Consider the following 17,288-nt stretch of genomic DNA (forward strand, 5'->3'; position numbering starts at 1 on the left):
GCAAGAGGGAGAAATTTAGGCACAAGCTATTGAAACTGACTTGCAACATCCAAGAAGCCTTGCTATTCTAGCGACTACGTTTTGTTGAGTTTGACTTTCAATAAAGCTCGGGAGGGAGGCCTGGCCAACTTGGCTGAGTTTTCCATCCCGCCCTTGCGGGCGGAGGGGGTTTCTTGGCCTCAGAAGGCTCTCTTCCTGGGCAAAGCTCGAGAGGTTTTCCCGGTGCTGGTCGATCGCGAGTGTCCGTATACAGAGGTTGAGGGGGGCAGAGGCTGGGGGCAAAGAAAGCGGCTGCTCTCGCCAATCGGTTTGACCTGTTTGCTATTGAGTTTCATTTTCCTAGTACTTTTGGTCTCGATGGCTTTGGGATCCGTTCCCATGACTTTCCCAGAACTCTGGCAAGCCCTGTGGGGGCAGGGGGATCCCATTCGGCAGACGATTGTTTGGCAGTTGCGGCTGCCGCGGGCGCTCTTGGCCCAGTTGCTGGGGGCGGCTCTGGGGATGGCAGGGGCCCTGTTGCAGGGGATGCTGGGCAATGGGCTGGCGGATCCCTACCTGCTGGGCATTTCGGCGGGGGCGGGCCTGGCGGCGGTGGGGTTGCTCACCTTGGGAGAGTGGACGGCTTGGGTGCCCCTGGCCGCTTGGGTGGGCGGGGTGCTGACTACCGTGTTGGTGTACGGGTTGGCGCGTACTCCCTCGGGACTGGCGGTGGAGCGGCTGATCTTGGCGGGGGTGGCCGTCAGCGCCCTGTTTGGGGCCATTAGCTCCACCTTGTTGTTGATGGCAGATGACCGGGTGCAGGTGGCTCTCACCTGGTTGATCGGCAGCTTGAGCGGGCGGGGCTGGCCAGAGGTGCAGGTGGCCGGGGCGTATATCCTGGTCGGCTTGGGATTGGGATGGGGGCAGGCGCGGGCTTTAAACCTGCTGAGCTTGGGGGAAGAGATGGCGGTGAGCTTGGGGATCCCTCTGGCGCGGACGCGGGTGGTGATTGGTCTGGTGGCGGCTTGGCTGGCGGCAACCGCTGTCAGTGTGGGGGGGTTGATCGGCTTTGTCGGTTTGGTGGTGCCCCACATGGTGCGGCAGGGGGTGGGATCCGATTACCGCTGGCTGTTGCCCCTTTCTGCCTTGGCGGGGGCGACCCTGCTGAGCGGTGCGGATATCCTGAGCCGTTTGGGCCCGATAGAGCTGCCGGTGGGGATTGTCACCGCTGTGATGGGGGCTCCCTTTTTCGGCTGGCTGCTGCGGCAGCAGGGGGCAGGGCGATGAGAGAGCCCATCCTGCAGGTCGAGGATTTGAGCGGGGGCTACGGATCCCGGACGGTGGTGCGACAAGTGAGCTTCAGCGTGCAACAGGGGGAATGGCTGAGCATTGTCGGCCCCAATGGTTCCGGCAAATCGACGGTGCTGCGACTGTTGAGTCGGGTTCTGATTCCCCAAGCTGGGCGCGTGTACTTGGGCGGTCGGGATCTGCACGCTCAACTCACTCCAAAGCAGGTGGCCCGGCAGTTGGCTCTTTTGCCCCAGCAGCAGCGGATCCCGGCAGGGCTGACGGTGCGGCAATTGGTGAGTCTGGGGCGTTCTCCCCACCAGCCCTGGTGGGCGTGGCAGTTGACGCCGGCGGATCGGCAGCGGGTGGAGTGGGCTCTAGAGCAGACGGGACTGGGATCCCTGGCGCTGCGGCGGGTGGAAACCCTTTCGGGGGGCGAGCGGCAACGGGCTTTTCTGGCGTTGGCTTTGGTGCAGGAGCCGCAGGTGTTGCTGTTGGATGAGCCCACCACCTTTTTGGATCTGCGCCACCAACTGGAGCTGCTGGAGCTGTTGCAACGGCTGAAGCAGGAGCAGGGCCTGGCGGTAGTTACGGTGCTGCACGACCTGAATTTGGCCATTCGCTACAGCGAGCAGATTGCCTTGCTGGGATCCGGCCAGATGCAGGCCCTGGGGTCTCCCTTGGCGGTGTTGACCCCCAGCCGGGTGCGACAGGTGTTTGGCCTGGAGGTGGAGTGGATCTCGACTCCGGTAGGGCCACAGCTTTGCCCCCTGCGCAGCACAGCTCCAGCGGCAGCAAGGCTCCTCTCCCTGCCGGTGTCAGGGTGCTGAGGGAGGGTTTGTCCGGTTTGGAGTGAGTTTTTCCTGGGGTGGATTTCGAGGAGCATGAAAGGTTATGCGCGTGAACGGTCGTTGGTGGCGGGTGGTGAGTTTGGGGTTGAGTTTGGGAGTGGGCTGGGGATCCCTGTCCCAGGCTCAGCCCAATGCCCGGATCCCTGAGACTCCTTTGCTGGCCCAGGCCACCCCTCGGGGAGCCACCACCATCCAGGAGCAGATTCGCGAGCTAGAAGCCCAGATCGAAGCTGCCCGCCGGCGGGGGGATCAGGCGGAGGTGGAGCGGCTGCAAGCGGATCTGCAAGTGCTGCGGCAGGGCACCCCCGTCTTCAACCTGCAGCAGGTTACGGTCACCGGCACCCGCACCGAGCGCACCCTGGCCGACTCCCCGGCCACCATCACCGTCATCGACCGGGAGCGCCTGCGGCAGGAGCTTATCCAGAACATCCAGGATCTGGTGCGCTACGAGCCGGGGGTGAGCGTGCGGCGCAGCGTTCGCTACGGCCTGCAGGACTTCAACATCCGCGGCCTCGACGCCAACCGGGTGCTGATCCAGGTGGATGGGATCCGCCAGCCGGAGCGATTTTCCTTCGGCCCCTTCACCATTGGCCGGGATACCTTTGAGCTGGAGACCCTGAAAACTGTAGAAATTATCCGCGGCCCCGCCTCCACCCTCTACGGCAGCGACGCGCTGGGGGGTGTGGTGACCTATACCACCCTGGATCCAGCCGATCTGCTGGGGGAACGGGACAGCCATGTGGGCCTGTCCAGCCAGTACGACAGCAAAAACCAAGGGTACGTCAACACCCTCAGCTTGGCGGGTCGGCAGGATAACTTAGAGGCCCTGCTCATCTACACTCGCCGCGACGCCAGAGAGCCGGATATCCAGGCGGATCCCAGTTTCAAGGATCGGCAGACGGTGGAGGGAGACAATGTTCTGGCCAAGCTGGTCTATCGCTTCAGTCCCTTTGACAGCCTCACCCTGACGGCGGAATACTTCAACAACCGCACCACCACCACCTTTTCGCCCCGCAACCTGGATCCCGGCATCCGCCTTTTCAGGGAGACCATTGAGACCGAGCGCAGCCGCCTCAGCTTGGAATATCGCTACGCCAACCCCGATACCCCCGCTTTTGAGCTGGCCACCGTCCAGATCTACTACCAGCCGGCCCGCACCCAGGAGCCCAGCGTGGAAGAACGCACCCTCACGGTACAAGGTCGGCCCGTGCCTGTGCGCCGGGATACCTTCAACGAGCTGGTCAGCAACATTCTGGGAGCCAGCGTACAGGCCCAGAGCCGCTTCCAAACCGGGGATCTCTCCCACCGCTTGGTGTATGGAATGGAGATCTCCACCACCCGCAACGAACGTCCCCGCAACCGCTTCCAAACCAACCTGCTGACCGGGGCAGTCACCCAAAACATCCCCCCGGACACTTTTCCCACCAAAGATTTTCCCGACTCCGATACCGTGCGCTTTGGGCTGTATTTGCAAGATGAGATCGACTTTGGGGGCGGCAACTTTACCCTCATCCCCGGCATCCGCTACGACACCTACCGCCTCACCCCCAGCCCTGACGAAGCCTTCTTGAAAAGTGGGGCAGAAGCCGCCAGCCTGTTTGCCGATGCCATTTCTCCCAAGGTGGGCCTGGTGTGGAGGATTAATCCCAACCTCACCTTTACGGCCCAGTACAACACCGGTTTTCGGGCCCCTCAGTACAACGAAATCAACAGCGGCTTCACCAACCTGGTCAGCCCCTTCTTCCGCTACCGCACCCTTTCCAATCCCAACTTGCGACCGGAAACCAGCCAAGGCTTTGAAGTGGGGTTGCGGGGGATCTACCCCCAGGCCAGCTTTAGCTTGGCCGCCTACTACAACACCTACAACGACTTTATCGAGGCTTTCCGGGAGGTGGGATCCGAGCCTTCACCCCCCGGCCCGCCAGGGAGCCCGCCACCTCCACCGGTGACTCTCTTTCAGAGCCAGAACGTCAGTCGGGCCCGCATCTATGGTGTAGAAGCCACCGGGCAGTACTTCTTCAGCCCCGATTTGACCGGCTGGAGCCTCAATGGCAGCTTTGCCTGGGCGGTGGGGGATAACCTCACCGAAAACAAACCCCTCCTTTCCATTGAGCCACTGACGGCAGTACTGGGACTGCACTACGACGATCCCAGCCAGATCTGGGGAGCCAGGTTGGTGGCCACGCTGGTGGCGGATCCCCGCGACCCGCAACGGGAGGTAGTGCAACCGAACCCCAACGCTCCACCTCAAATTCCGTTTGTGCCCAAGGGCTACACCGTGGTGGATCTGCTGGGCTACTACAACCTGGACGACAACTGGCAATTGAATTTCGGGGTGTTCAATCTCTTTGATGAAAAGTATTTTCTCTACTCCGAAACCCGCTCTCTCTTTGTCGGCCCTGAAGTGGAACGGCGGGCCCAGCCGGGACGGCATGCTGCGCTCAGTTTTTCCACCCGGTTTTAGGGGCCAAGACCTGAGGCCGTGTTTACTCTGGATCCTGCTCTAACCGATGCTTGCCGAGCCACCTGCCCGCACCCCCAAGGGATCCCTCTCTCTTCTTCGGAAGTCCTGTCCCCAGCTTTTGTGGCGACTGCAGGGGTGGTATTGGCAGCAGGCGGGCATGGCCTGGGAGGCGGGGCTGGCTTGGTTGGCGTTGTGGCTTTGGGCTGGCGCAAGAGAGAGCGGCTGGCTGGAGTGTGCCGAGGAGCTGCTGCAAGAGGCTTGGGTGGCCGGCTATAGCTGGGCTGCCCTCTGGACAGCTTGCCAGGAGGGGGAAGATCCGCCGGGGACCGTCCTCCACCTGCGAGCCAGGGATCCCCGACCGCTGCGCCGGGAGGGGTTGATTTCCCTCCTCTTGCACCTGATGGCGCTGCTGGGGCTGGCTTGGTGGGGATCCCGGCCTTTATCAGACGCAGAACTCCGGATCCCAGTCACGCTTTTGCTGGAGGATCCCGAGCCACAGTTGCTCGAACCGGATTCAGAATCCATAGAATCTCTCCCACCAGAGCCAACAGCAGAGCCGCCCGGCCCGGCCCCGGAATCGCCCCCTGCAGACGATCTATCCCCACCGGAGCCTGTGCCCCAAGAGATCGAGATGCCAGCCATCCCGGAGGCTGAATCTTTGCTGGCCCTGCAAACTCCGACCCCTACGCCTCCACCGACCCCTACACCCATTCCCACGGCAAAGCCAGAACCCACCCCTACTCCTCCACTGACCCCATTACCGACAGCCACCCCGCAACCCACTCCTCCGCCACAACAGCCCACCCCAACTCCGGCGGTTACCCCCACCTCTACAGCGACTCCACTCACCTCCGCCCCGGTTACCTCAAGCACCCCTCTGCCCCGCTTTACCCCCTTGATCCAAGGGATCCGTTCCAGCGTAAAGACTGCCGCCGCTCCGCCTTCCCCTGGCAGCGAGAGCAGATTGGGGCCAAGGGATCCTGAAACTGGGACACCTGGCGGTATAGGTGCAGCCCAACCCCATTCCTCTGCCCCAACACCTGCCACCCCCAGTTCCTCCCCACCGACAGTGGCTGCCAACCCCCAGCCGGACATCCTGGCCCGCCCGATCCCCGGTCGCAATCCTCCGCCCCCCTACCCTCCTCAAGCTCGCCGTCTCGGCCAACAGGGGCAGGTGCTGCTGCGGGCCAAGGTCAATGCCCAGGGGCAGGTGCAGCAGGTGGAGATCGCCTCTTCCAGTGGGTTTCCCGCCCTGGATAGGGCAGCGCAGGAGGCGGTGCAGCGGTGGGAATTCAGCCCGGCCTTGAGAAACAACGCCCCCATCGAGTCTTGGGTGGTGGTGCCCATCCAGTTCACCCTCAATTGATTGCTGTTTGGGAATTGTTTTGGAGATTGTCTATGCTGTCTCGTCTTTCTCGCCGTCAACTGTTCGCCTTTGGTCTGGCCAGCGTGGGGGCCTGGGGAATGGGGCGTTTGGCCCAAGCCCAAGGTCGGATCCCTCAGGAGCCACTCCTGTCAGCGAGACAGAGTCCTTTTCGTCGGGTAGCCAGCCTCACCACCTTGACTGCCGATATCCTCTATCGCTTGGCCCCCGATAGGTTGGTGGGGATCCCTGCCGGTCGTTTGTTGGAGGAGGATCCCCGCTTCCAAGGCTTGACCCGCCTGGGGCTGGGCAACCAACCCAACCTGGAGCAGCTTGTGGCCCTACAACCGGACTGGGTGGTGGGGGCCAGTGGCTTTCACGAGGCTCTGGCAGAACGGCTGCAGGAGCTGGGGATCCCCACCTACCTCACCCGCGTGGACAGTTGGGCTGCTTTGGAAGAGACGATTGCCACCCTGGCTGCTGCTTTGGGGGCGGATCCCGATCCCTTGCTGCGGCAGTATGGATCCCTTTTGCCCCAGGAACTGCCCCGCGTTCGACCCAAAACCTTGCTCTTGGTGGGCACCCAGCCGATTCTTTCTCCCAACCGGCAAAGCTGGGCCGGGGATCTGCTGGAACGCTTTGGCGCGGACAATCTCACCGCTACCTTGCAAAGCCAAGGGCCTTTTCGGGGCTACGTCACCCTTTCGGCAGAGCGCATCCTGGAAGCCAACCCAGAAGTTCTGCTGGTGGTCAACCCGGAGGCGGCGGATCCCTTGGCGTTTTTCCGTTCCCGCCCCTTTTGGAATCGGTTGCAAGCCGTCCAAACTGGGAAAGTTTATGGATTTGACTACTACGGCTTGGTCAATCCCGGTAGCTTGGAGAAAATTAGAGTTGCCTGCGAGCAGTTAGCCCGCATTTTTTGAACGGACTTGGAGTGTCTCTCTAGTCCAAGCTATAGCGGGTCAGGCGCTGCACTTGCTCGGGAGCAAGGCCAAGCTCTTGGGCAATCTGAGCCGACACCTGGTCTGGATCCAGTTGTGGAAATTCAAATTCCAGCTTGCGCAGGTGGGGATTGGTGGTAGTCACCTCCACCTTGGTGTAGCCACGGGAGCGGCGGATCTCCGCCTGAATGGAAAGAATATCCAGAGCCAAGGTGGCTTGTTGCTGGCTGCGAATCGCCAAAGGTTGCTCTAGCCGGCGAGGACGGCTCAGCGCTTGGCCCGTCACCCACTCTCCCCCCGCCACAAAAAGAAGCCCTGCCAAGGGCAGCACCAGCCAAAAATCAAACCCTAGATCTTGCCACCGATGGATTTTGGGCCACCCCACCGTTGTTCTCTCCCTTGCAGAGGGCTATTTCCGTGATCCATCCTAGCCTGGGCAGTGGGAACTGGCCGTCTCGGTCAACGGCGCACAGGACGATGCGAATTTTGCTGGTGGAGGACGACCCGGAACAGTTGGAGCCTTTACAGGCTGCCCTGTCCAAGTGCGGCCACGTGGTTGACTGTGCCAAGGAAGGGGAGATGGCTGCCTGGCTGATGGAGGAGAAAGCCTATGATCTCCTGATTTTGGATTGGATGCTGCCGGGGCCAAGCGGGATCCAGCTCTGTCGGCAATACCGCCAATCGGGGGGATGTGCGCCGGTGCTGATGTTAACTGCCAAAGACGCAACATCGGATGTGGTGCAGGGGTTGGATGCGGGGGCGGACGACTATTTGGTCAAGCCGGTGGATCTGGTGGAGCTGCTGGCACGGGTGCGGGCTTTGGGACGCCGTTCCCCCCAATGGCAAGGAGACAGCCTCAGCCTGGGATCCCTGCACTTGCACTTGGCCAGCCTGACCCTAGAGCGGCAGGGGAGGCAGGTACAGCTTTCGGGCAAGGAGTTTCAATTGATGGAATACCTGATGCGCCATCCCAACCAGGTGCTCAGTCGGGGCCAGATCGAGCAGGCGGTGTGGGAATGGGGCTGTGAGCCGGAGAGCAATGCCGTGGCTGCGTTGGTGCGGCGGTTGCGGCTACGGTTAAAAGAGGTGGAGGCCCAAGATTGGCTGGAATCGGTGTATGGCCAGGGGTACCGGCTGCGCATAGCCTCTCCAGAAGAGAACCCATGAAAGCAGTTTCTAGGGGGTGGCGATGGAGGTGAAAAGAGCTGAACACAAGCATTCTCTCCCATGGCTGGGCTGGAACTGGGTTTCCCTGGCACACCCCCTTCAGCCGCACCTAGGGCAGAAGGCTGCGACAAGAGGGACGGGATCCCTGGTGTTTCACCACAGCCGCCGTCGCTTGGCCCGCAGCTTTGCCGGGGTCATGGGGGGGATCCTGCTGGTGTTTGCCGCCGTCTTCTACCGCTTGGAAGTGGAGAACCAGTTGCAGGCTTTTGACGAGGAGCTGCAGGTTCAGGCCGGGATCATGGCGGCAGCCATTAAGTACGAGCTGCGCCAGGGGCAGTGGCGGTTGGTGTTGAACGAGGTGCCCTTTTTGGGGGGGAAAACCCAACCCCTCGACCATCACTTGGCCTATGTGCGCTGGTTCGATCCTGCTCCCGGCACCGGAAGGGAAAGCTTGGGATCCCTGCGCCAGTACACGGGATCCCGGCCTCCTCTGGAGCTGTTTGACTTGGATGGCCCGCCTCACCATCTCCAACTGGGTTTCCAAACGGTGGAAGGAGAGAGCGGCTTACTGTTGCGCCAGCTCACGCTGCCGGTGCAGCAGGAGGAAAAGCTACTGGGCTACTTGCAACTGGCGGTGCCCCTGGAACCGCTGCAACTTACCCTGGGTCGCTTGCGCTGGGGGTTGGGGATCGGGATCCCGCTGACGCTGGCGTTGATCGGCGGGGCCGGCTGGATCTTGGGGGGGCTGGCGATGCAGCCGATTCGTCGCTCCTACGAGCAGTTGCAACGCTTCACTGCCGATGCTTCCCACGAGTTGCGCGCCCCCCTGGCCGCCCTGATGAGCAATGCTCAAATGGCTCTGCTGGCCCCGGAACAAGCTCAACCTCGCCTGGAAAAGGTGGTGAGCGGTGCCCGCCGCCTCAGCGTGCTGATCGATACCTTGCTGCAGTTGGCCCGCCAGCAGGGATCCCTGCCCCTGGAGGATCTGCCGCTTCTGAATTTGCGAGCGCTGTTGCAGGAGCTGAGCGAGCAATACCGCCCCCAAGCTGAGGCCCTTGGCCTTCACTGGCAATGCCACCTGCCTGAGACGGATCTTTCTGGGGGTTGGCTTGTGCGGGGGAACGCTGCCCTGCTGCGGCAGGCCATCGAGAACCTACTGCGCAATGCCCTGCAGTACACCCCTGCAGGCGGCACAGTGCAGGTGAGCCTGGAAAGCCAGCGCCAGCGCGCTTACCTCCACGTCAAGGATACAGGCATTGGCATTCCCCCCGAGCATCTGCCCCATCTGTTTGAGCGGTTTTACCGGGTGGATGAAACCCGTGCTCGCCATACGGGTGGGTTCGGTCTGGGCCTGGCCTTGGCCCAGCAGATCGTCACCGCCCATCGGGGATCCCTGCGAGTGGCCAGCCAAGTGGGAGAGGGATCGATATTTACGGTAGAGCTGCCCTTGTCATCTTCACGTCATTTTTCTCCGCCATTCTCAAGATGAGCCGCGATAACCCAAACCGGCTTGTCCTGTCGATTGGAGTCTATGACCAATGACGATTCGTTCCTCTTTTGCTCGCGCTCTGGGTTGTTCTCTGCCGATTTTGGTTCTGCTCACCCCCCTGGTGCTGGGATCCCCGGCGCAAGCCCAGCGGGGCAGACGCTCTGCTCCTAAAGCCACAGCTCCCCTTCAGGTACAGCCAACTTGGCAGCGCCCGTGGGATCTTGAGCGAGCCAGCCGCGATCTGGCTAAGGCGCAGCGACACCTGGCCGAAGCCAGCTTCCTCTCTCAGCGGGGGTCTTCCCCAGAGGCTGCCCGCCTTTTGGAACACGGCCAGGAGAGTTTCACCAACGCCCAAGCCTCAATTGAGGCAGGGAATTTCTTCGCCGCCCGCGAGCAGGCCAAAGCAGCGGAAAACTTAGCCAAAGCAGCCAAAGTTCTCTACGAAGCGGAGCTGGGTTTCATGGGCCGCCCTGGCCGTTCCTTCTTCGAGGCCCCTTTCCGGGCTCAGGAGTACCTCAGCCGGCTGCAAGCGGAGATGGCCTTCGCCAACATCAACTCCGGCAGCGTCTCTGACCTGCAGAATCAAGTGCAGAACCTGTTGGGCGACGTAAGTACGGATCCCAGCAGCTACACCTTCGCCGACTACAGCCGTAGCAAAGCTGCCCGCTACTCCGCCCGCGCTGCCCTACACCTGTTGGCGGCTGAGCGCCTCGGGGGGATGACTACCCTGACCAGGCGCTGATCTGGCCTACCCGGAACTGGGGATAGAGGGGATCCCTGCTGGCTGAGTTTCCGGGGTTAACCCCTCTACCTTCTCTTGCCCCTGCTGCAGTTGGGTTAAAGTGAAAGCCCCCAAAGCGGGGGCTGTTCTTGGTTAGATATTGATCGCGTCTTTACATCTGCCCTTAGTGTACCTGCGTTTCCTGCACCTGCGCCACTTTCGCAACTACCGGGATCAAGAGATCACCTTTGACGCGCCCAAAACCATCCTGGTGGGGGAGAACGCCCAGGGTAAGACCAACCTGCTGGAAGCGGTGGAGCTGTTGGCCACCTTGCGCTCGCGGCGGGCCGCTCGGGATCGGGAGCTGGTGCATCAAGAAGAACAGCAGGCGCGGATTGCCGCCACGGTGGAACGGCTGGGGGTGGCCCACGAGCTGGTGATGGAGCTGCGCAGCAGCGGCAGGCGATCCCTGAAGGTGGACGGGCAGGTGCTGCGCCGCCAGGCGGACTTTTTGGGACAGGTGAATGCCGTGGTGTTCTCCAGCCTGGATCTGGAGCTGGTGCGGGGCGCTCCGGAGACGCGGCGCCATTGGTTGGACGGGGTGTTGCTGCAACTGGAGCCGGTTTATCTCGGCCTGGTGGAGCAATATCGCCAGATCCTCAGGCAGCGCAACGCCCTTTTGAAGCAGGATCCCAAGGACTCTGTCCCGCTAACGCAAGCGGCTGCTGGCGTTCAGTTCTCGCAGATGGCCTTCTGGGATGCCCAACTGGCCACCACCGGTAGCCGAATTATGCGCCGCCGCGCCCGGCTGCTGCAACGGCTGGAGCCTTTGGCTGCTCACTGGCACCGGGTCATTAGCGGTGGACGGGAAACCCTGACCCTTACCTATCGACCCCAAGTGCCCCTGCCGGATCCCCAGGCCAGCCCCGAAGTGATCCAAGCCCAGTTTTTGGCCGAGATCCGCGCCAAAGCCGCCGCCGAACACTCCCTGGGCAGCTCTCTGGTGGGCCCCCATCGGGATGAAGTGGAGCTGTGCATTAACGGAGTTGCCGCCCGCGCCTATGGATCCCAAGGCCAGCAGCGCACTCTGGTTTTGGCTCTGAAATTGGCGGAGCTGGAGCTGATCGAGCAGGTGGTCAGGGATCCGCCCTTGCTGCTGTTGGACGATGTGCTGGCAGAGCTGGATCTGCAGCGGCAAAACCAACTCTTGGAAGCCATTCAGGAGCGCGTGCAAACCTTGGTTACCACCACCCACCTGGGATCCTTTGACGCCGGCTGGCTCAAAGCCGCCCAAATCCTTCAGGTGCAGGGGGGACAGCTTTTTCCCGACAAAACAGGGGGTGGGATCCCGTAGGGCAGGCCGGAGCTCTGGCAGTGAGGGAAACCCTATCTGGGAGAGGGGCTGGGGGTGGTCGCGTCAGCGGCGCCGAGCGCTTGAGCTCTACAGCCGAGCGCGATCCAGGCTGCGGTATTGAATCGCTTCGGCAATGTGGGTGGGGGCAATGGCCTCCGCGCCCTCGAGATCGGCGATGGTGCGGGCCACCTTGAGGATGCGGTCGCTCCCCCGCGCAGACAGGCCCAGCTTTTGGATGGCGTTCTCCAAGAGCTTGCGACAGGGATCCGAAAGGGAGCACCACTGCCGCAGGTGGCGGGATTGCATCTGGGCGTTGCAGTGGATCCCAGGCTCGTTTTGAAAGCGCTGCCGCTGCCGTTGTCGTGCCCGCTCCACCCGCCGCTGCACCGCTTGGGAAGATTCGCCGCCCTGGGCGCGGACAATTTCTTCCGGCTTAAGGCGGTTGACCCGCACCTGCAGGTCGATGCGATCCAGCAGCGGGCCGGAGAGCTTGGACCAGTAGCGCTCCCGCTGTTGCGGCGTACAGGTGCAGGGGTGAACGGGATCCCCGTAGAAGCCGCAGGGACAGGGGTTGGTGGAGGCCACCAGGGTGGTTTGGGCGGGAAACTCTAGGGAAACGCGGGCGCGGGAGATGGTGACTTTGCCATCTTCCAGGGGTTGGCGCAGCACCTCCAGCACCTCCCGCCGGAATTCCGTCAGCTCATCCAGGTACAGGATGCCATGGTGGGCCAGCGAGATTTCCCCGGGCTTGGGGTAGGGGCCGCCACCCACCAGCGCCACTGCCGAAGCCGAATGGTGGGGAGCACGAAAGGGCCGCTGGGTGATCAGGGGGGTCTGGCGTCCCAGGTGCAGGTTTTGCCGCAACAGGCCGGCTGCCGAGTAGATGCGGGTGATCTCCAACATCTCTTCCCACTGCAACTGGGGCAGAATGCCGGGCAGTCGCCGCGCCAGCATGGTCTTGCCCGCTCCCGGGCTGCCCACCAGCAACAGGTTGTGCCCGCCGGCTGCCGCAATCTCCAGAGCCCGCCGGGCATGTTCTTGCCCCTTCACATCGGCCAAATCCAGCAGGGGTTCCGTTTCGGTTGGCAACATCTGTTCTGGCTGGATCCGCACCGGCTCAACTCCCTCTGGGTTTTGCAGCCAGCCCACCACCGCCGCCAAGGAGGGCAGCCCATACACTTGGATCCCTTGCACCACCGCTCCTTCCGGCCCATTTTCCTGGGGTACCACCAGGCGGCGGATCCCCATCTCAGCAGCACTGGCGGCAATGGGCAGAACCCCGGCCACCGGGCGCAGGGCGCCGTCTAGGGCCAATTCCCCCACCATCAGGGTGTTGGCCAGCGCTTCCCCCTCAATCACCCCTGAGGCCGCCAAGATCCCGATGGCAATGGGCAGATCGAAGCTGGGGCCCTCTTTGCGCAGATCGGCAGGGGCCAAGTTGACGATGATCCGCCGCTGGGGTAAAGCAAAGCCGGAGTTCTTGATCGCCGCCCGCACTCGCTCTTTGGCCTCCTGAACGGCAGTATCGGGCAGTCCCACCAAGGTGATCTGGGGCAAGCCACCGCCCACATCCACCTCCACCGTAACCTGCACGGCCCGGAGTCCCAGCAGAGCGGCAGCAGTGACTTGGGCAAACAATGCAGTCACCTCCCTCGGATAGTTCTTTTACCCTTTGCACAAGTGGCCGCAGGCCTATTCTGTCCCAACACGTATCCTGGCCGAAATTGGGATCCCCACGCTGCCGGCTGCATTTGCCCAAGGAGAATGTCACAATCATCTCAGGTTTTTCCTGCCCCAAAGGAGGCACGTCGGTTTTCGCAGTCGCAGTCTTTAATGAATGCGGGATCCCGGATCCGAGCTTGCCGAATGGCTCAGGCTTGGGTTGGCTGTTGCTGCCGCCTTTGCGCAGCACAGCAGCGGTGAGGCTATGTTCTGACCAGGATGGGAACCCCCAGGGGGGGATAGCAGGGATCCGGATCCCTCTGATCGCAGCCTGCACCTCCAACCCAGATTTCCCCAGCCATTTGCCCTTTGGCAGAGGTCAAAAGGCGGGCACACCCCTCTGCCGACAAGCCAACAGAGGGACGACCCCATCTCTAGGAGGCTGATGCCGGTGGTCTTTCCTGCTGCTGAACCCCCTTTCGAGCGTTTCTCTGGCTCTGGGAAAAAGCGCGCCCTAACCTGGAATGAACTGGAGGAGCAGGTGCAGCAGTTTGCCCAGCGCTACCGGGGGCAGGTGGTCCAGCTCAGCCCGCCAGAGCTGGCGGTGGCGCTGCAGGAGTTGTCGGAGCTGACGCAGGCGCTCGCCCTGGCAGCCCATCTTGCCGAGGGTTGCGAGAGCAGCAGCCTTCCAACAGCGATCCCGGCTGAGGCCGAACCAGAGATGGCCTGGACGAAGGCAGACCCCAGCTGGAGGGATCTGGAGCGGGTCATCTCCCTGCAGAGCCAGCTGTTGTTTTTCCCCCTGGAACTGCAATCCCTGACCGCCGTTCCCCTCGGCGAACCCGCAGCTGAGACGCCGCAGGAGCGAGAGGATCGGCCCTCGGATCCCTTGGCCGCTGCTTGTGCCGAGCCGGAGCTGCGCCCCTTTCGCCAGTTTTTGTGTCGCCTCCTGCAGCAGCGGGGTCACCAACAACCGGAGCCTCTGGAGTGCCTGCTCCACCAACAGTACCCAACAGGAAGGTTAGCTTGGCGGCAGTTGTGGCAAGTGACCCTGAACTCGCCTGCCGCGCTCCCAGATCACACCCTTGTCCAGCTAGGAACTCCGTCCCACTGGCGCGAACAGAGCTTACCAACCCACGCCAGCGCCGAAATCCGTTGGGCTGCCTATCAGCGGCTGGGCCAACACCTGGAGGCCCATGCAGATCTGGGTGGGTTTATCCTCAGCACCCTGATCCGCGACCACCTGTGGGAGGCCCAATGGCGGGGCTATGACTCTGCTGCCGAGCTGTATCTGGCCCGCCAGGGCCTGACTCAGACCTTTTTGGAGAACCTATTGGAAGGGATCCGCGATCGGTTTGACCTGTTCCAGCACTATTACCGCCTCAAAAGCAGAACAATGGGACGTTCCATTCGCATCTGCGATCTGCATGCGCCCTGGGGGGATCCCGTGCCGCCCCTGACCTCTGCTGAGGCCACCTCTCTAATCTGGGCAGCCCTGCAGGACTTCTGCCCCGAGTGTGCGGCCCAGGCCAAACCCTGGCTGCTAGAAGTCGGCTCGGCAATCGAGGCAGACAAGCCCAATCGCGCAGCGGGCGCAGCCTTTCGCCCCGGCGAAACGGAGTTCTCGCCCAGGTCGGGAGAAACGGGATCCGGCGGGAGCGAGCTCCTGTTGAAGGTTCTTGCTATCATCAGCCAGCGGCTCCGGCCTGAGGATCCCCAAGTTTGGCTGGATCTGGAGGAGATGCAGGGGAGTTCCGCACTGCTGCCGCGAGCGTGGGGGGTGCAGGCTCACACCGTCTTTTTGCAGCAAATACTCCTGGATCACCTGGTTGCCTCAGCAGTGGGATCCCCTCGCATGGGCAGGCCTGCTCTTTACGACCCAGAGGGGCAAACTGCTCCGCAGCGCTGGCGGGAACGCTCCGGCAGCCTCCAGTTGGCCCAGGCCCTGTTGATACACCATTTGGAAGCCCAGTTGCAGGCGGTGTTTTACCAGAGCTTGATCAGTCGGCTGGAGCTGATTCTCTATCGGTCGGGGCTCCCCGCATGGGAAAATGTGGCAACCTATCCTCTTTGGGTGAGCGAAGAGTGGTTGAAGCTGTGTCAAGAGCTGTGCGGAGATGCGGTGGAACTGTTGCCGGAACACCAGTTTTACTGGGTGGGGATGCCGGAGCTGTTTCTCCACCCCTTTAGTGCCTATCAGGCTAGCCTTGCCAGCCTGGTGGCCTTGGCCTGTCACCGCCGCTATCACAGTTCTCCGCGCAACTTTCTGCCCCACTACCTCCGTTGGTTGGCCAGCCGGCCCGGATCCCTGACTTTGGAAGAAACCACCCAGCTGCTGCAGGCAGATCTGAGCGACCCAGGGGGAGTGTTGCAGGCGCTGGAGGAGCTGGAGCATTGGATCGAGACGCTAGAAAAGCTGCTGGAAGAAAATCCAGATCACTGAACCAACGATGACCCACCCTTGTTCTCTTGGACATAGGCGTGCTCTGCGGCGGGAAGAACTCTGGAACCCTGTACCCGACTCCTGCGAACCCACCCCAGCGGAGCCAGCCGTTAAAGCGCGTCCCTTCCTAAAATGGGCAGGGGGAAAAGGGCAACTGCTCAGCCAATACGAACCCTTTTTCCCTCGCGCCTGGAACACCTATCACGAGCCCTTTTTGGGGGGTGGAGCGGTCTTTTTTCATCTGGCCCAAGGGATCCCATCGGGTTCTCGACACTTTGTTTTGTCGGATATCAACCCTGAGCTGGTGAATGTGTATCGCTGCGTGCGGGATCACGTGGAGGAGCTTATCGCCCTGCTCAGCCACCACCAAGCCCACCACAGCCGGGATTATTACTACACCATCCGCGCGGCTCGATTTGAAGATCCGGCGCAACGGGCTGCCCGCCTGCTGTACTTGAACAAAACCTGTTTCAACGGCCTCTACCGGGAGAACTCGCGGGGAGAGTTCAATGTTCCTTTGGGCCGTTACCGCAATCCCCGCATTTGCGACGCGGAGAACCTACGGGCTGTGGCACGGGTTTTACAAGGCGTGGAGATCGCGGTGCAGCCGTTTTGGCAGGTGCTAGAACGGGCCGAACCCGGAGATTTCGTCTATTTGGATCCCCCTTACTATCCCCTTTCTGCCAGCAGTAGCTTCACAGCCTACAGCCGGTTTGCCTTCGGCGAAGCGGAACAGATCCGCCTGCAAGAAGTGTTTGGAACATTGGCCGACCGAGGCGTGCAGGTGCTGCTCTCCAATTCCGATTGCCCCTTTGTGCGGGAACTGTACCGGGATTACCCCATCCAGACCATCTCTGCCAGCCGTGCCATCAACGCCCAGGGCCACAAACGCGGTCCCATCACCGAGGTCTTGGTGCTGAGCCATCCCAGCCTGGCCACCGCCTGCAGTGGGCCGGAAGGGATCCCGTTTTGCCCCGGAACCGTCTAGGGTAAATGAGCAGGTCGAGATCCAAGGCGGGATCTCGAGCTTGGACACACTATTGCTCCGCAACGCTGACGCGACGAGACAACGGGAACAACAGCGCATGGATCCACGAGAAATTGAGGCATTGGTACGGGCTGCCCTACCCGGCGCAAGGGTGCAGGTGGAAGACACTGTCGGCGATGGCCATCATTTCCAGGCCATCGTGGTGGCGGAACAATTCCAGGGCTTGCCCCTGATCAAACAGCACCGGCTGGTGAATGAGGCCCTGAAAGCTTACCTGCAGGATGGCCGCCTACATGCTTTAGCCCTGCGCACCTTTACCCCCGCCCAGTGGGAGCAACTCCAGGGGCTGGATTCTGGTTCATCAGCCAATTGAGCCAAGAGGAGCATTCCCAGTCGGGCTGTGCATCGCCTCAACTCCTCTCTCCCTTTGAGAAAGGGGCTGAAGCTGTCGCAAACGGGAATCTTGACATCCTCCCCGGCCTGAAGGCCGGAGATTCCTACCACGCTGCGCATGGATGGCTCCTTGCGCAGTCGTCTCGGCGGGTTCCTGCTTCCGACCGCCCGTGCAGTTCGATCCAC

The 17,288-nt window shown here is 62.0% G+C and carries 14 protein-coding genes; 12 read left to right on the forward strand and 2 right to left on the reverse strand.

Annotated features, from left to right (window positions below; translation table 11 throughout):
- The first annotated feature begins 222 nt into the window (after positions 1–222).
- From ACVWXZ_RS08045 to ACVWXZ_RS08065, 5 genes are all read left to right on the forward strand, one after another.
- Positions 223–1,266, forward strand: a complete 1,044-nt coding sequence (locus tag ACVWXZ_RS08045; protein ID WP_457482371.1) for a FecCD family ABC transporter permease — start codon at positions 223–225, stop codon at positions 1,264–1,266.
- Positions 1,263–2,096: an ABC transporter ATP-binding protein gene (locus tag ACVWXZ_RS08050; protein ID WP_457482369.1), complete on the forward strand. Its 834-nt coding sequence runs from the start codon at positions 1,263–1,265 to the stop codon at positions 2,094–2,096. The genes ACVWXZ_RS08045 and ACVWXZ_RS08050 overlap by 4 nt, the downstream gene beginning before the upstream one ends.
- A gap of 64 nt (positions 2,097–2,160) precedes the next feature.
- On the forward strand, positions 2,161–4,581 hold the full coding sequence (locus tag ACVWXZ_RS08055; protein ID WP_457482370.1) for a TonB-dependent hemoglobin/transferrin/lactoferrin family receptor: 2,421 nt from the start codon (positions 2,161–2,163) through the stop codon (positions 4,579–4,581).
- A gap of 46 nt (positions 4,582–4,627) precedes the next feature.
- Positions 4,628–5,947, forward strand: a complete 1,320-nt coding sequence (locus tag ACVWXZ_RS08060; RefSeq protein ID WP_414408478.1) for an energy transducer TonB — start codon at positions 4,628–4,630, stop codon at positions 5,945–5,947.
- Positions 5,948–5,979: 32 nt separating this feature from the next.
- Positions 5,980–6,867 carry an ABC transporter substrate-binding protein gene (locus ACVWXZ_RS08065; RefSeq protein ID WP_011434267.1) on the forward strand — a complete coding sequence of 296 codons (888 nt, stop codon included), beginning with the start codon at positions 5,980–5,982 and terminating at the stop codon, positions 6,865–6,867.
- Positions 6,868–6,886: 19 nt separating this feature from the next.
- On the opposite strand, the gene ACVWXZ_RS08070 is transcribed toward ACVWXZ_RS08065, so the two are convergent.
- Positions 6,887–7,270, reverse strand: coding sequence for a hypothetical protein (locus ACVWXZ_RS08070; protein WP_011434266.1), 384 nt, complete (start codon positions 7,268–7,270; stop codon positions 6,887–6,889).
- Between the two features lie 92 nt (positions 7,271–7,362).
- On the opposite strand from ACVWXZ_RS08070, the gene rppA reads away from it, so the two are divergent.
- From rppA to recF, 4 genes are all read left to right on the forward strand, one after another.
- Positions 7,363–8,052, forward strand: a complete 690-nt coding sequence (rppA, locus tag ACVWXZ_RS08075; RefSeq protein WP_414355523.1) for a two-component system response regulator RppA — start codon at positions 7,363–7,365, stop codon at positions 8,050–8,052.
- A gap of 148 nt (positions 8,053–8,200) precedes the next feature.
- Positions 8,201–9,541 carry a sensor histidine kinase gene (locus ACVWXZ_RS08080; protein ID WP_414408476.1) on the forward strand — a complete coding sequence of 447 codons (1,341 nt, stop codon included), beginning with the start codon at positions 8,201–8,203 and terminating at the stop codon, positions 9,539–9,541.
- Between the two features lie 49 nt (positions 9,542–9,590).
- Positions 9,591–10,283, forward strand: coding sequence for a DNA-binding protein (locus ACVWXZ_RS08085; RefSeq protein WP_457403913.1), 693 nt, complete (start codon positions 9,591–9,593; stop codon positions 10,281–10,283).
- Positions 10,284–10,449: 166 nt separating this feature from the next.
- Positions 10,450–11,616, forward strand: coding sequence for a DNA replication/repair protein RecF (gene recF / locus ACVWXZ_RS08090; RefSeq protein ID WP_457482372.1), 1,167 nt, complete (start codon positions 10,450–10,452; stop codon positions 11,614–11,616).
- Positions 11,617–11,703: 87 nt separating this feature from the next.
- Here recF and ACVWXZ_RS08095 read toward each other — a convergent pair whose 3' ends face one another.
- Entirely contained in the window at positions 11,704–13,254 is a 1,551-nt protein-coding gene (locus ACVWXZ_RS08095; RefSeq protein WP_457482373.1) for a YifB family Mg chelatase-like AAA ATPase, read from the reverse strand.
- 469 nt (positions 13,255–13,723) lie between these two features.
- Between ACVWXZ_RS08095 and ACVWXZ_RS08100 the strand changes: the two genes are divergently transcribed.
- The 3 genes from ACVWXZ_RS08100 (at position 13,724) to ACVWXZ_RS08110 (ending at position 17,082) form a co-directional block, all read left to right on the forward strand.
- Positions 13,724–15,721: a peptidase M3 gene (locus ACVWXZ_RS08100; RefSeq protein WP_457403916.1), complete on the forward strand. Its 1,998-nt coding sequence runs from the start codon at positions 13,724–13,726 to the stop codon at positions 15,719–15,721.
- A gap of 7 nt (positions 15,722–15,728) precedes the next feature.
- Positions 15,729–16,709, forward strand: coding sequence for a DNA adenine methylase (locus tag ACVWXZ_RS08105; protein ID WP_457403918.1), 981 nt, complete (start codon positions 15,729–15,731; stop codon positions 16,707–16,709).
- A 97-nt stretch (positions 16,710–16,806) separates the two neighbouring features.
- Complete coding sequence (locus tag ACVWXZ_RS08110; RefSeq protein WP_011434256.1) at positions 16,807–17,082, forward strand: BolA family protein; 276 nt, start codon at positions 16,807–16,809, stop codon at positions 17,080–17,082.
- The last annotated feature ends 206 nt before the right edge of the window (positions 17,083–17,288 follow it).

It is taken from the genome of Thermostichus sp. MS-CIW-38, assembly GCF_054058415.1.

Bases quoted from the DNA above. Each gene is read 5' to 3' on its own strand.
- ACVWXZ_RS08100 (WP_457403916.1), top strand. From the start codon at position 13,724: ATGCCGGTGGTCTTTCCTGCTGCTGAACCCCCTTTCGAGCGTTTCTCT.
- ACVWXZ_RS08060 (WP_414408478.1), top strand. From the start codon at position 4,628: ATGCTTGCCGAGCCACCTGCCCGCACCCCCAAGGGATCCCTCTCTCTT.
- ACVWXZ_RS08085 (WP_457403913.1), top strand. From the start codon at position 9,591: ATGACGATTCGTTCCTCTTTTGCTCGCGCTCTGGGTTGTTCTCTGCCG.
- rppA (WP_414355523.1), top strand. From the start codon at position 7,363: ATGCGAATTTTGCTGGTGGAGGACGACCCGGAACAGTTGGAGCCTTTA.
- ACVWXZ_RS08065 (WP_011434267.1), top strand. From the start codon at position 5,980: ATGCTGTCTCGTCTTTCTCGCCGTCAACTGTTCGCCTTTGGTCTGGCC.
- ACVWXZ_RS08050 (WP_457482369.1), top strand. From the start codon at position 1,263: ATGAGAGAGCCCATCCTGCAGGTCGAGGATTTGAGCGGGGGCTACGGA.
- ACVWXZ_RS08110 (WP_011434256.1), top strand. From the start codon at position 16,807: ATGGATCCACGAGAAATTGAGGCATTGGTACGGGCTGCCCTACCCGGC.
- ACVWXZ_RS08105 (WP_457403918.1), top strand. From the start codon at position 15,729: ATGACCCACCCTTGTTCTCTTGGACATAGGCGTGCTCTGCGGCGGGAA.
- ACVWXZ_RS08055 (WP_457482370.1), top strand. From the start codon at position 2,161: ATGCGCGTGAACGGTCGTTGGTGGCGGGTGGTGAGTTTGGGGTTGAGT.